The sequence below is a fragment of the Arminella tubonensis genome, assembly GCF_003240585.1.
GTDB classification, from domain to species: domain Bacteria; phylum Pseudomonadota; class Alphaproteobacteria; order Rhizobiales; family Rhizobiaceae; genus Rhizobium; species Rhizobium tubonense.
Map to the genome: position 1 here is coordinate 29,657 of NZ_PCDP01000061.1, position 12,754 is coordinate 42,410.

Annotated in this window: 15 protein-coding genes; 7 read left to right on the top strand and 8 right to left on the bottom strand. The window is 60.5% G+C overall.

Translation table 11 applies throughout. The features are described 5' to 3' along the window. The first annotated feature begins 14 nt into the window (after nt 1-14). Both CPY51_RS26815 and CPY51_RS26820 read left to right on the top strand, forming a co-directional pair. A complete protein-coding gene (locus tag CPY51_RS26815; RefSeq protein ID WP_111163276.1) occupies nt 15-626 on the top strand; it encodes a GNAT family N-acetyltransferase in 612 nt (203 codons plus the stop codon). Then, on the top strand, nt 623-3,538 hold the full coding sequence (locus tag CPY51_RS26820; RefSeq protein ID WP_111163277.1) for a sensor domain-containing phosphodiesterase: 2,916 nt from the start codon (nt 623-625) through the stop codon (nt 3,536-3,538). Before CPY51_RS26815 ends, CPY51_RS26820 begins: the two co-directional genes overlap by 4 nt. A 131-nt stretch (nt 3,539-3,669) precedes the next feature. Here the strand turns inward: CPY51_RS26820 and CPY51_RS26825 are convergent, their stop codons facing one another. From CPY51_RS26825 to CPY51_RS26835, 3 genes are all read right to left on the bottom strand, one after another. Next, complete coding sequence (locus tag CPY51_RS26825; protein ID WP_111163278.1) at nt 3,670-4,755, bottom strand: zinc-binding metallopeptidase family protein; 1,086 nt, start codon at nt 4,753-4,755, stop codon at nt 3,670-3,672. Between the two features lie 91 nt (nt 4,756-4,846). After that, a complete protein-coding gene (locus tag CPY51_RS26830; RefSeq protein WP_111163279.1) occupies nt 4,847-5,038 on the bottom strand; it encodes a CsbD family protein in 192 nt (63 codons plus the stop codon). 113 nt (nt 5,039-5,151) lie between these two features. Beyond that, entirely contained in the window at nt 5,152-5,757 is a 606-nt protein-coding gene (locus CPY51_RS26835; RefSeq protein ID WP_111163280.1) for a YqgE/AlgH family protein, read from the bottom strand. Nucleotides 5,758-5,899: 142 nt separating this feature from the next. On the opposite strand from CPY51_RS26835, the gene CPY51_RS26840 reads away from it, so the two are divergent. Continuing rightward, on the top strand, nt 5,900-6,742 hold the full coding sequence (locus CPY51_RS26840; protein WP_111163356.1) for a protein-disulfide reductase DsbD domain-containing protein: 843 nt from the start codon (nt 5,900-5,902) through the stop codon (nt 6,740-6,742). A gap of 65 nt (nt 6,743-6,807) precedes the next feature. Next, complete coding sequence (locus tag CPY51_RS26845) at nt 6,808-7,293, top strand: peroxiredoxin (protein WP_111163281.1); 486 nt, start codon at nt 6,808-6,810, stop codon at nt 7,291-7,293. Nucleotides 7,294-7,298: 5 nt separating this feature from the next. Here CPY51_RS26845 and CPY51_RS26850 read toward each other — a convergent pair whose 3' ends face one another. Together CPY51_RS26850 and CPY51_RS26855 are read right to left on the bottom strand one after the other, a co-directional pair. After that, a complete protein-coding gene (locus CPY51_RS26850) occupies nt 7,299-7,607 on the bottom strand; it encodes a type II toxin-antitoxin system RelE/ParE family toxin (protein WP_111163282.1) in 309 nt (102 codons plus the stop codon). A gap of 2 nt (nt 7,608-7,609) precedes the next feature. Further along, entirely contained in the window at nt 7,610-7,855 is a 246-nt protein-coding gene (locus tag CPY51_RS26855) for a type II toxin-antitoxin system ParD family antitoxin (RefSeq protein WP_111163283.1), read from the bottom strand. A 314-nt stretch (nt 7,856-8,169) separates the two neighbouring features. Between CPY51_RS26855 and CPY51_RS26860 the strand changes: the two genes are divergently transcribed. Genes CPY51_RS26860 through CPY51_RS26870 form a run of 3 tightly spaced genes read left to right on the top strand, consistent with a single transcriptional unit; the run spans nt 8,170 to nt 10,726 of the window. Continuing rightward, complete coding sequence (locus CPY51_RS26860; protein WP_111163284.1) at nt 8,170-8,925, top strand: metal ABC transporter ATP-binding protein; 756 nt, start codon at nt 8,170-8,172, stop codon at nt 8,923-8,925. Continuing rightward, entirely contained in the window at nt 8,922-9,794 is an 873-nt protein-coding gene (locus CPY51_RS26865; RefSeq protein ID WP_111163285.1) for a metal ABC transporter permease, read from the top strand. Before CPY51_RS26860 ends, CPY51_RS26865 begins: the two co-directional genes overlap by 4 nt. A 29-nt stretch (nt 9,795-9,823) precedes the next feature. Then, nucleotides 9,824-10,726 (top strand): metal ABC transporter solute-binding protein, Zn/Mn family, encoded by a 903-nt coding sequence (locus CPY51_RS26870; RefSeq protein ID WP_111163286.1) that lies wholly within the window; start codon nt 9,824-9,826, stop codon nt 10,724-10,726. 45 nt (nt 10,727-10,771) lie between these two features. On the opposite strand, the gene CPY51_RS26875 is transcribed toward CPY51_RS26870, so the two are convergent. From CPY51_RS26875 to CPY51_RS26885, 3 genes are all read right to left on the bottom strand, one after another. Continuing rightward, a complete protein-coding gene (locus CPY51_RS26875; protein WP_111163287.1) occupies nt 10,772-11,080 on the bottom strand; it encodes a Dabb family protein in 309 nt (102 codons plus the stop codon). A gap of 242 nt (nt 11,081-11,322) precedes the next feature. Further along, entirely contained in the window at nt 11,323-11,763 is a 441-nt protein-coding gene (gene rnhA, locus CPY51_RS26880) for a ribonuclease HI (protein WP_111163288.1), read from the bottom strand. Then, a complete protein-coding gene (locus CPY51_RS26885; RefSeq protein WP_111163289.1) occupies nt 11,760-12,728 on the bottom strand; it encodes a homoserine kinase in 969 nt (322 codons plus the stop codon). Before CPY51_RS26885 ends, rnhA begins: the two co-directional genes overlap by 4 nt. Between the last annotated feature and the right edge of the window lie 26 nt (nt 12,729-12,754).

The following is a 12,754-nucleotide window of genomic DNA, read 5'->3' on the forward strand; positions in this document are numbered from 1 at the left end:
GGAGAAATGGACGGATGCCAAAGTCGGTTTTTCGGTTTCTGTCACGGCAGCCGGACACCCTGGAACTCGACGGCGTCAACCATATTCTTCGCCTGCCCCGTTATTCCGACTTCAACCAATGGCACAAGCTTCGCGCCGAGAGCCGACGCTTCCTCGAGCCCTGGGAGCCGACCTGGCGGCATGACGAACTGACGGAGGGCTCCTATCGCGCCCGCGTCATTCGCGGCAAGCAGGAATACAATTCCGGCCAGGCCATTCCGCTGTTCATCTTCGACAAGGACGGCACGTTACTCGGCGGCCTCACCATCGGCTATATCAGGCGCGGTGCCGCGCAAAGCTGCATGATCGGCTACTGGATGGGCGAGCGCCATTCGGGCCAGGGCCACATGTTCGCCGCACTTGAAATGGTTATACCGTACATCTTTTCAGGACTTGAGTTGCACCGTATCGAGGCAGCCTGTATTCCGGACAATGAACGTAGTATGAGGCTCTTGGAAAAGGCCGGTTTCCAGCGGGAAGGTTATTTGCGCGGATATTTAAAAATCAACGGTCAATGGCGTGATCACGTGATGTTTTCCCGATTGGCAACGGACACAGATCCGATCAGGAAAACCGAGACCCCATGACCACCGATCGCATATCGACCACCCTTCCGGCCGGACGGTTTTTCGTCGCGATCGTCTTTGCCTTGATGGCGATGCTCGCCTTTGCCTGGGCCGGGACGGCAAGTGCGGCAGAGCCCGTGAAGATTTCCCGCGACGATACCGCGCTCGACCTCACCGCGACCACCGAGATCTATGCCAACCAGGGCGAAGCCTTCCAGGTCTCGACGGCGGCCGGCGCCGACGGCATCCGCCGGCGGATCGAGGTTCGCTCCAGTTCGCCGGGCCACCAGGGAGACTGGGCGGTCTTCGCGCTCGCCAACGTCTCGGAAGAACAGCTGGAGCGCGTTATCGTCGCACCGCATTTTCGGCTGGTGAATTCGAAGCTGTTCTGGCCGGACCTCGGCTCGCAGCGCATCATCGCCATCACCCCGAGCGAGGGTTTCGCGCTCGACCGGCAGCCGAGCGACGAGGCCGATGTGTTCCGCATCACCCTCAATCCCGGCTCCGTCATCACCTTCGTCGCCGAACTCTCCTCGCCCGACCTGCCGCAGATCTACCTTTGGGAACCGAACGCCTACAAGGACACGGTCAACGCCTTCACACTCTATCGCGGTATCGTGCTTGGCATTGCCGGCCTGCTTGCGGTGTTCCTGACCATTCTCTTCGTCGTCAAGGGCACGTCGATGCTGCCGGCGACGGCGGCGCTCGCCTGGGCGGTACTCGGCTATATCTGCGTCGACTTCGGCTTTCTCGGCAAGCTCATCAGCATCACCTCGGGAGACCAGCGAATATGGCGGGCCTGCGCGGAGGTGGCGCTCGCCTCCAGCCTGGTGATCTTCCTGTTCACCTATCTCAATCTCAATCGATGGCATGCGCATCTCGGCTACGTCACCCTTGCCTGGGTACTCGGCCTGGCGCTGCTCTTTGGCGTTGCGATCTATGACCCATCGATCGCCGCCGGTATCGCGCGCATTTCGCTGGCACTGACTGCAACTGCCGGCATTCTTCTCATCATCTATCTCGGCTTCAATCGCTACGACCGTGCCATCCTGCTCGTGCCTGCCTGGGTGCTGATCATCGTCTGGCTGTTCGGGGCATGGATGACGATCACCGGCAAGCTCGACAACGACATCATCCAGCCGGCGCTCGGTGGCGGCCTCGTGCTCATCGTGCTTCTGATCGGCTTCACCGTCATGCAGCACGCCTTTGCCGGCGGCGCGTTCCAGCAGGGCCTGTTCTCCGATCTGGAGCGGCAATCGCTGGCGCTGACCGGGTCCGGCGATACCGTCTGGGACTGGGACGTGGCGCGCGATCGTGTCGTCACCATTCCGGATATTTCCTACAAGCTCGGACTTTCGCCGGGCAGCATGCACGGGGCTGTGCGCAACTGGCTGCCGCGGCTCCATCCCGACGACCGCGACCGTTTCCGCGCAACGCTCGACGTGCTGCTCGAACACCGCCGCGGCAGGCTCAACCATGAATTCCGCATCCGCGCGGAAGACGGGCATTTCCACTGGCTTTCGATCCGCGCCCGCCCCGTGCTCGGTTCCAACGGCGAAATCATCCGCTGTGTCGGCACTGTGGTCGACGTTACCGAGCAGAAGAACTCGATCGAACGACTGTTGCACGAGGCGCTGCACGACAACCTGACCGGCCTGCCGAACCGCCAGATCTTCCTCGACCGCTTGCAGGCCGTGCTGACACTGGCGCCGGGCGGCGACATGGTTCGCCCGACGGTCATGGTCATCGACATCGACCGCTACAAGCTCGTCAACGATGCGCTGGGCGTCGCTGCCGGAGACAACATCCTCATTGCGCTGACCCGTCGCCTGCGTCGCCTGCTGAAGCCGCAGGACACGCTGGCGCGCCTCTCCGGCGACCAGTTCGGCCTGATCCTCGTTTCCGAACGGGATCCGGCAAAGGTGGCGGATTTTGCCGATGCCGTCAGCAAGGCGATCATGGTGCCGCTCAATTTCGCCAATCGCGAGATCATCCTGACGGCCTCGATCGGGCTTACCTCCTGGGTCGACCAGCAGGAAAGCGCTCCGGCACTGCTCAGCGATGCCGAGCTTGCGATGTACCGGGCCAAGCGCGCCGGCGGCAATCGCGTCGAGCCCTTCCGCCCGGCCTTCCGCAGTTTCGGGACAGATCGCCTGCAGCTGGAAACGGACCTGCGCCGCGCCATCGAGCGCAAGGAATTGTCGCTGGTCTACCAGCCGATCGTCCGGCTGGAGGATGCCGAAGTCGCGGGCTTCGAGGCGCTGATGCGCTGGGAGCATCCAAAGCGCGGCAGCATACCGCCGATCGAATTCATTCCGATTGCCGAGGCTTCCGATATCATCGGGCCGCTTGGCATGTTTGCCATGGAACAGGCGACAAACGACCTGATGTCGTGGCAACGGCAGACCGGCGAACTACCGATGTTCGTCTCGATCAACCTTTCGAGCGCGCAGCTTCTCAACAAGGAGCTGTACGACGACGTCCGCGCGCTATTGGCAAAGACCCATTGCGACCCGAGCCGCATCAAGCTGGAACTGACGGAATCCATGGTGATGGAAAACCCGGAACAGGCCCGGCTTGTGCTCGACAAATTGCGAGAAATCGGCCTCGGCCTTTCGCTCGACGATTTCGGTACGGGCTATTCTTCGCTCGCCTACCTGACGCGCTTCCCCTTCGACACGGTCAAGCTCGACAAGAGCATGGTTCGCGACGAAAGCGACAAGAAGGCGATCCTTCTGCGCTCGGTGATTTCGATGGCCCGCGAACTCGGCATGAAGGTCGTTGCCGAGGGCATCGAGTCCGAGGAGGATGCTCTCGAGCTTGCAAAGATGGGCTGCACCTACGGCCAAAGCTTCATCTTCGGCCCGCCCATGGGATCGGATTCGGTGCTGAGATTGCTGAAGGAACGTTTCCCGCTGACCAAGCGAGCTTGATTTTCCTACCCTCCCCTTGAGGGGGAGGGTCGGAGCGAAGCTCCGGGGTGGGGTGATCCCTTGCGACACCCAACAATCACCCCCACCCGCGCATTCGCGCGACCTCCCCCATCAAGGGGGAGGTGGAGAGTTCAAGCCGCCTTCATCTCAGCCGCCTCTGCCGCGTTCCGAATGAGCCGATGCAAATATTCGAGCTTCCGGACGACTCGTTGAGACAGGACGAAGGGGTAGAAATCCGGCTGACCCATGCTGCGCTGGATGCTGTTGACCGCAACGCTCAAGGGGACCCAGGCGCTGACGAGCTGTTCGGCATTGTTTGCCCGATAGGGATCGAAGTCGACCTCGGTTGCCATTTCTCCATGGCCACGCGGATCGATCGCCATGCCGAAAGCGCGGGCGGTCTCAAGCGTGTCGACGATGTGGAGATAGTGGGCGAAGCATTCGGCGAAGTCTTCCCATGGGTGGGAACTCGCATAGGTGCTGATGAAGTCCGCCTGCCAGTTGGGTCGGGCGCCGTTCTCGTAGTGGCGCTGCAGAGCTGCGTCGTAGTCCTCGCGCTCGTCGCCGAAGACCGCTCGGAACCCATCGAAATCGTTGCGGTCCCGCACCAGCTTGTCCCAGATGAAGTGCCCGGTCTCGTGCCGGAAGTGACCGAGCAGCGTACGATATGGCTCACGCATGGACATGCGCGCCATCTCGCGCGTGACGTCATCGGCCTCTGCGGCGCGAATGGCGATCAGGCCTTCCTCGTGGCCGGTCATCGCCGGCTCGATCATACCCATGCTGTTGACCTTGTCCTCGAGGAAATCGAAGACAAGACCGCCTCTAGGATCTTGCTCGCGGTCCGGATGCGGAAGCCGCAAACGCAATAGCGAATAGAAAAGATGACGTTGCGCCTGGTCGATGCGCCGCCAGCGGTCGATCCCGTCCTGCGTGTCGGCATTCGGAACCAGGCGGTTATGACGGCAGGCGATGCAGAAGTCATGACCGTCGTTGGCATCGACCATCCAGTTGCAGATGTCCAGCGCCGCGTTGGAGCAGAAGCGAACGGAGCGGGCGGGCTCGACAACAAGGTGCCAGTTCGGCTCCTGAGCGGGTTCCAGCGAGAACATCGCAAGCCGGTCGGGTACGAAGCCCAGGCGATAGCCGCAGCGCACACATTGGCGATTGTCGAAATGGACCGATTGGCCACAGTGATCGCAGTCGAACAGCCGCATGATGCATGGCCCCTATCGAATGGCAGTCTCAACCAATAAAGAGCCTGCCACGCAAAGCGCGGCAGGCTCCATTTATAGAATTTCGAGCAGATCAGGCCCGATCGACAATGTCCTTGACCTTGGCCTTGGCCTTGCCGGTAGCGACCTGGGCCTTGCCCTTGGCTTCCTGGACAGCGCCCTTGGCGCGCATCTCGTTGTCGCCGGCGGCCTTGCCCACGGCTTGCTTTGCCTTGCCGGTAACTTCGTTCGCCTTACCGGAAATCTTATCGCTGGTGCTGCCCATATCAGGGTATCTCCTTGTTCAGCGACGCACACCGTTGTCCGTCGTTGTGAGGAGAAAACGTAGCTCTTCGGAATTCGTTCCGAGCGAATTTATCGATCTGAATGCCTATGTTTTCAGGCGTGGCCGGCTTCGCTGGACAGCATGGCGGGGGTGACCCCGAGGAGCGCAAGTGCCCGCTCATACTTGTCGTCAAGGCTACGATCGAAGATCAGTTCCTCGTTCGGAGCACAATTGAGCCAGCCATTATTGCCGATTTCAGCTTCAAGCTGGCCGGCACCCCAGCCGGCATAGCCGAGCAGCATGGTAGCCCTTTTCGGCCCGCCGCCTTTCGAGATCGCACGGACGATATCGAGTGTCGCCGTCATGCTGATGTCATCGCTGACGGGGATGCTGCTATCGCTTAGATAATCGTCGGAATGCAGCACGAAGCCGCGGCCGCTCTCGACAGGGCCGCCGGTCTGGATCGGGAATTCCCGTGCCGCCCGCGGCAGCATGATCGCGTCATCGCTCTTGATCATCTCGAGATGCAGCAGCACGTCGGTGAAGGTCAGGCTCTGCGGGCGGTTGATGACGAAGCCCATGGCACCGGCATCCGAATGGGCGCAGATATAGATCACCGTGCGCGCGAAATTGCTGTCGGCCATCCCCGGCATCGCGATCAGGAACTGACCGTCGAGAAAGCCGCGCTCACGCCTATTTTTCAGAGTCGATAAGGACATGATTCCTCCTGACTTCAGCGTGCAACCGCGCCTCGACAAGGAGAAAGATGGGGCAATGTCATAAATCAATCAACTGAAAATGATCGATTTATTTGAGCGCCGTTCTGGCACAGCCGGCCGGCATCCGGTAAACCCTTGTTCCATGTTGATAAATTTGCTGAGATTTGGAACCAGCCTCGCCCTCGTCGCGACATTTGCCGCGGCAGAATTTGCAGCGTCTCCGGCGTTTTCCGCAACCAGTGATTGGGCGTTGAGCGAGGGAGGGCGGATGCGCGTGGTCGCGCTGTCGCCGGATGCCGGCGGAAATATCAGGGCGGCGTTGCAGATCGAGCCGAAGCCCGGCTGGATCACCTATTGGCGCGAGCCGGGCGAAAGCGGAATCCCGCCGCAGCTGACGGTCGCCGACGGCGGCAACGTAGCGCTCCAGGCAATTGCCTATCCTGTTCCGAAGCCACTGATGATCGGCTCCATCGAGGAACTCGGCTATGACAGTGCTGTCACCTTGCCGCTCGATTTCAAGGTGACCGATGGAAGCAAATCCGCCAAGCTCGATCTGACGGCCTTCATCGGCATGTGCCGCGATATCTGCATTCCCTTCCAGGGGAATTTTTCGCTGCCGCTGCCGCAAGCAGGCACTGCCGGGCCGGAAGAAACGGCCGTTCTCGACGCCGCAACCGCGTCGCTTCCCCGAGCGCCCTCGCCCGATTTTTCCGTCGAGAACCATGCGCTCTCGGCCGACGGCAAGGTTCTGTCGCTGACGCTTGCGCTCCCGGATCCCGATGGCGCCGCGCCGGAAATCTATGTTACCGGGCCAAGCGGGTATGTGTTTTTCAAACAGGCCGACGCGAAGCATGACGGCAAGCGTTTCGACGTCGACATTGCCATCGGCAGGTTGCCAAAAACCTATACCATCCACGGCAAGAGCTGGGGCCTTGTGGTTGTTCAAGGCAAGCGCGCCATGGAAACGACACTTGCTTTCGACTGACCCGGTTTTATAGTCCCACCCGACCGGCAACGAGCTTGCCGCCGAAAACCCGTGAGGAAACGTCCATGACCATCGCTGTCGGCGAAAAACTTCCCCCTGCCACCTTCAAGGAAAAGACCTCGGACGGTCCTGTCGAAATCACCACGGAGCAGCTGTTCAGGGGCAAGCGCGTGGTGCTGTTTGCCGTTCCCGGCGCCTTCACGCCGACCTGCTCGCTGAACCATCTTCCGGGCTATCTCGAAAACCGCGACGCGATCCTTGCCAAGGGCGTCGACGACATCGCCGTTGTCGCCGTCAACGACTGGCATGTCATGGGCGCCTGGGCACAATCGTCTGGTGGAATGGGAAAGATCCACTTCCTTGCCGATTTCGACGCGTCCTTCACCAAGGCGCTAGGCCTCGAGGTCGACCTTTCCGCCGGCGGCCTCGGCGTGCGCTCCAAGCGCTATTCGATGCTTGTCGAAGACGGCGTCGTCAAGTCGCTGAATGTCGAGGAAAGCCCCGGCCAGGCGACGGTTTCGGGCGCCGCGGCGATGATCGAGCAGCTATGAGAAATTCATTCAAATGAAGCGGCGCCACCGCTGAAATCTCTGTGGCCTTCGATCACGTTTATGACTTCGAAGCTGTCGCCGATGTAGCGGAAAAAAATGACATACTCGCCGAAGGCAAAACTGCGAGCATCCGGAGAGAACTCGGGTCTGGTTTTACCCATCTTGCCGGGCAGCGCGGCGAGTTCGTCACATTTTCGCTGAATCTTAGCGACAAATGCCCGCCCGATTTCAGCATCTCCGCTCGTTCTGGATAAGTATTTATGAATATTAATTAAATCAATCTTGGCCTTCTTAAGATACTTAAGTCGCGGCATTTTCAATAGCCTTCATTTTTCATCTCGATCGTCACCTCATCCAGGGCCGCATCCATCTCTTCCTGTGTCACGTGGCCACCTTCCGAGATAGATTCCTCGATCATTTTTCGAAGCGCAGCAATCTTCGCCTCCCGCTCCTCGACCAGCCGCAATCCCTCGCGCACGACCTCGCTCGCGGAGCTGTATCGTCCCTCTTCGACCGTCTTTTCCACGAATTCTTCCCAGCGCTTGCCGATGGAGACGTTCATTTCGGGTGCTCCTGTTTAGCTTCAGAACCTATTAGGATGTCAATATGTGCGCAGAGAGTAGCATCGAAGTGCGAAAATCTCAAATCCAAGAATGTCGAAGCTTGGGGATCAAATCCGCCGCCGCCTCTTTTCCGCCGCAATCATTTCTTTTAAGACGTAATGTTATTACATTAATAGTCGGGTTGCAGCATGGCGTTTCGAAGTGATCCCTTTTCTTCCTCCCTTATCGGTCGCTCCGCCTTGATACGCATCGTTTGCGTAGCGATGGGGATCGCTCTGCTCTGGGCGGCGATCGGCTGGGCGGTCGTTCTTCCATGAGTGCGCCGCTGATCAGGCTCAACGACGTCACCATCACCTATGAGCGCCATCCGGCGGTTCATCATCTCTCCGGTATCTTTCGGAAAGGCAGCTTGACGGCGATTGCCGGTCCGAACGGGGCCGGGAAATCGACACTGCTGAAGGCGATCATCGGTGAATTGAAACCGGCCACGGGCTCGATCGATCGCGGCTCGTTCCAGCGGACGGATTTCGGCTATTTGCCGCAGGCGGCGGAAATCAACCGTCGCTTCCCGATCTCCGTTGCCGACACCGTAATGATGGGAGCCTGGAAGAATTCGGGCGCGTTCGGAGGCTTTTCGCAGGATGACATGCGGCAGGCAAGGCAAGCGCTGGCCGCTGTCGGACTTGCCGGTTTCGAGAGGCGGCATATCGGCTCGTTGTCGGCAGGGCAGTTTCAGCGTGTGCTGTTTGCACGGCTGCTGCTGCAGGACGCCCGCATCATCCTGCTCGACGAGCCTTTCACCGCCATCGACCAGCGCACCACCCGCGATCTTCTCGACATCATTCTTCGCTGGCACGGCGACGGCCGTACCGTCATTGCGGTGCTGCATGATTTCGACCAGGTTCGGAGCCATTTCCCGGAGACTCTCCTGATCGCCCGCGAGCTTGTTGGCTGGGGACGCACCGACGAGGTCATGTCTGCCGCGAACCTCATCCGTGCGCGTGCCATGGCGGAAAGCTGGGACGAAGACGCGGAGGCCTGCCTGCCAGAGCCGGAGGCAGTCGGGTGATGCTCTACGACCTTTTCCTGGCGCCGTTCGCGGATTACGGCTTCATGCGCCGGGCACTAATTGCCTGCGTCTGCCTGGGGCTCGGCTCCGGGCCGATCGGCGTGTTCCTGATGCTGCGGCGGATGAGCCTCGTCGGCGATGCCATGAGCCATGCAGTCTTGCCCGGCGCTGCCGTTGGCTATCTCATCGCCGGCTCGCTCTCGCTCACCGCCATGGGTCTCGGTGGGCTTGTCGCCGGTCTTTCCGTCGCGCTGCTTTCCGGTTTCGTCAGCCGCACCACCGTGCTGCAGGAGGATGCGAGCTTTGCCAGCTTCTACCTGACGTCGCTGGCGCTCGGCGTGCTCATCGTATCCCTGCGCGGATCGAACATCGACCTGCTGCACGTGCTGTTCGGGACGATCCTCGCGATCGATGCACCGGCTCTCTACCAGATCGGCGCGATCACCACGGTCACGGTTCTGGCGCTGGCGCTGATCTATCGGCCGCTTGTCATGGAATGCTTCGATCCAGGCTTCCTGCGCGCCATCGGCGGTCGCGGGCCAGTCTATCACTTCCTGTTCCTGCTTCTGGTCGTGCTCAATCTCGTCGCCAGCTTCCAGGCGCTGGGGACGCTGATGGCGGTCGGCCTGATGATGCTGCCGGCGGCGATCGCGCAGCTCTGGTCACGCAGCCTGCCGTCGATGATGGCGATCGCCGCCGCGACTGCGACCGCTTCCGGTTATATCGGCCTCGTCGCGTCCTACCAGTTCGAGCTCGCATCCGGCCCGACGATCATCATCACGGCGAGCGTGATCTACGTGTTTTCCATCCTCTTCGCACCGTCTGGCGTCGTCAGGCGGTTCGTTCCGAGCCCGCATCTCAAGGGCTAGCGTTTTCAAGTCCCCAAAAGGAGATCCAAATGAACCACCGCAGACTGCTTCTCTCCGCCGCGCTGCCGACGCTGCTTGCGCTCGGTATCGCCGCTCCGGCTTCCGCCGAAACCTTGAATGTCGTTGCCTCGTTCACCGTGCTTGCCGACGTCGTTGCCCATGTCGGCGGGGACCACGTGAAGGTGTCGAGCCTTGTCGGCCCCAACGGCGATCCCCATGAGTTCGAGCCTTCGCCTGCCGACGCGAAGAAGCTCAAGGCCGCGAAAGTCACCTTTGTCAGCGGCGAAGGGCTGGAAGGCTGGATGGATCGCCTGATCAGTGCATCCGGATACAAGGGCGCCCCTGTCGTCGTCTCCGATGGCATCAACACGCGCTCAATGGTCGAGGACGGCAAGACGGTCACCGATCCGCATGTCTGGAACAGCCCGGTGAACGTCAAGGTCTGGGTGGCCAACATCGAGAAGGCCCTGACTGCGGCCGATCCCGCAGACGCCGCCGACTTCAAGGCCAATGCCGAGGCCTATACCAAGACGCTGACCGATCTCGATGCCTATGCTCATGGGAAGTTCGACAAGGTGAGCGAGGATCGCCGCAAGATCCTGACCAGCCATGATGCGTTCGGCTATTTCGGCCGCGAATACAATGTCACCTTCCTGTCTCCGCTCGGTTTCTCAACGGAAAGCGAGGCTTCGGCCGCAAACGTCGCCAAGCTGATCGAGCAGATCAAGACCGAGCACGTGAAGGCCTATTTCTTCGAAAATTCAAACGATCCGCGGCTGGTCAAGCAGGTTGCCAAGGCGACCGGCGCCGAGCCGGGCGGCGAGCTCTACGTCGAGTCTCTGTCGAAAGCCAACGGCCCGGCTCCGACATACGAAAAGATGTTCCGCTATAACGTTGATCTGCTTGCTGCAGCGATGGCGAAATCGAGCTAACCAAATAAGCCGAGACCGCGGGGCAAGACCCGCGGTCTCGCAATGTCAGGTATTGAGGTCGAAAACCAGCAATCCGGCAAGCCCGCCGTCGCTTGAGGACACGATGCGCTCTCCGACGGCGACATGCTCCGGGTGGATCAGATAGGTGTCACGCGCCTCGACCGTGTCGAACGTGACGATGAAACCGTCGACAAAGCCGCCGTGAAGGCCTTCGGGCGAAACATTGGGACCGTGTTTCACGTCCAGTATCCCCGGGATCACCTGTTTCAGGGCAACAATGCCATCAAACAAGGACTGCTTTTCAACCGGCGTGATCGCCGCCTTCAGGCGCATGAATACGCAATGCTGGATCATTCGAAACCTCCCTTTGGTCGACGCGCAGAATAGAGGGAAAGCGGGATGGGGCAAGGGTGGAAAGGATGCGAAAAGAAGGACCCTCGCCCGATGTAATGACGCAAAAACCCCTCCCCAACCCTCCCCACAAGGGGGAGGGAGCTACCCGTCGCAAGCATGCGGGCAAAACAAATTTATGCGGACGGCGCGGCATACTAACCCCCTCCCCCTTGTGGGGAGGGTTGGGGAGGGGTTTTCTTCAGTCACCGCTTCTTGAACGGCTCCATGCCCTTGCGCGCCAACTCATCGGCGCGTTCGTTTTCCGGGTGTCCGTCATGGCCCTTGACCCAATGCAAAGTCAGCTTGTGACGGTTCTGGGCTTCATCGAGGGCCTGCCAGAGTTCGGCGTTCTTCACGGGCTTCTTGTCGGCGGTCTTCCAGCCGTTTTTCTTCCAGCCGTGAATCCATTTCGAGATGCCGTCCATGACGTATTTGGAATCGGTATAAAGATCGACCTCGCAGGGGGTCTTCAGGGCCGAGAGCGCAGAGATTGCCGCCATCAGCTCCATGCGATTGTTGGTCGTATCGGCCTCGCCGCCGGAGAGGTCCTTTTCGACATCGCCGTAGCGGAGCACCGCGCCCCAGCCGCCCGGTCCCGGGTTGCCCGAGCAGGCACCGTCGGTGAAAACATCGACATGCTTCATGAGTGCAGCAATCCGTATTCGGCAGACGTGGCTATCTGGCGGTGGAAGCGCAGCTTGCGCAGATATTCGAGCGGGTCCTTCTTCGTCACCATTGCGCCGGCCGGTGTCGTCAGCCAGTCGTAGAGCCTTGTCAGGAAAAACCGCAGCGCCGAACCGCGCGAAAGGGTCGGCAGGGCGTCAAGCTCGGCCCGGCTCAGCGGGCGAACGCTCTGGTAGCCGTCCAGCATCGCCTTGCCCTTGGTGATGTTATAGGCGCCGTCCTTTTCGAAGCACCAGGCATTGAGGCAGATCGAGACGTCATAGGCGAGTTGATCGTTACAGGCGAAATAGAAGTCGATCAGGCCGGAAAGATGATCGCCGAGGAAGAAGACGTTGTCGGGGAAGAGATCGGCGTGGATGACGCCGGCCGGCAGATCCCGCGGCCAATGTGCCGCCAGGAATTCCAGCTCGTTGCGGATTTCGTCCTGGAGGCCGGGCTCGACCTCGTCGGCACGGGCTTCCGATTTGTCCCAGAGAGTGTGCCAGCCTTCCAGCGACAGTGCATTCGGCCGGGCGATCGAAAACCCCTCTCCCGCTACATGCATCTGGGCCAGCGCCTTGCCGACCTCGCGGCAATGCCTCGCCTCGGGCTTCCTCAGCCACATGCCTTCGAGAAAGGAGATCACGGCCGCCGGGCGCCCGGAAAGTTCGCCGAGCAGCGCGCCATCGCGGCGCGGCAGCGGTAGCGGGCAGGACAGGCCGTGGCTGGCCAGATGCTGCATCAGGCCGAGGAAAAAAGGCAGGTCGTTCTTTTCGACGCGCTTTTCGTAGAGCGTCAGGATCAGCGGTTCGCGCGTCGTATGCAGCAGGAAATTTGAATTTTCGACACCCTCGGCGATGCCCTTGTAGGAGGTCAGTTCGCCGGCATCGTATTGGGTCAGGAAGCGCTTGAGGTCGTCTTCGGTGATGTCGGTATAAACTGCCACGAGCGGTCCCTGGATTAGGAAAAATT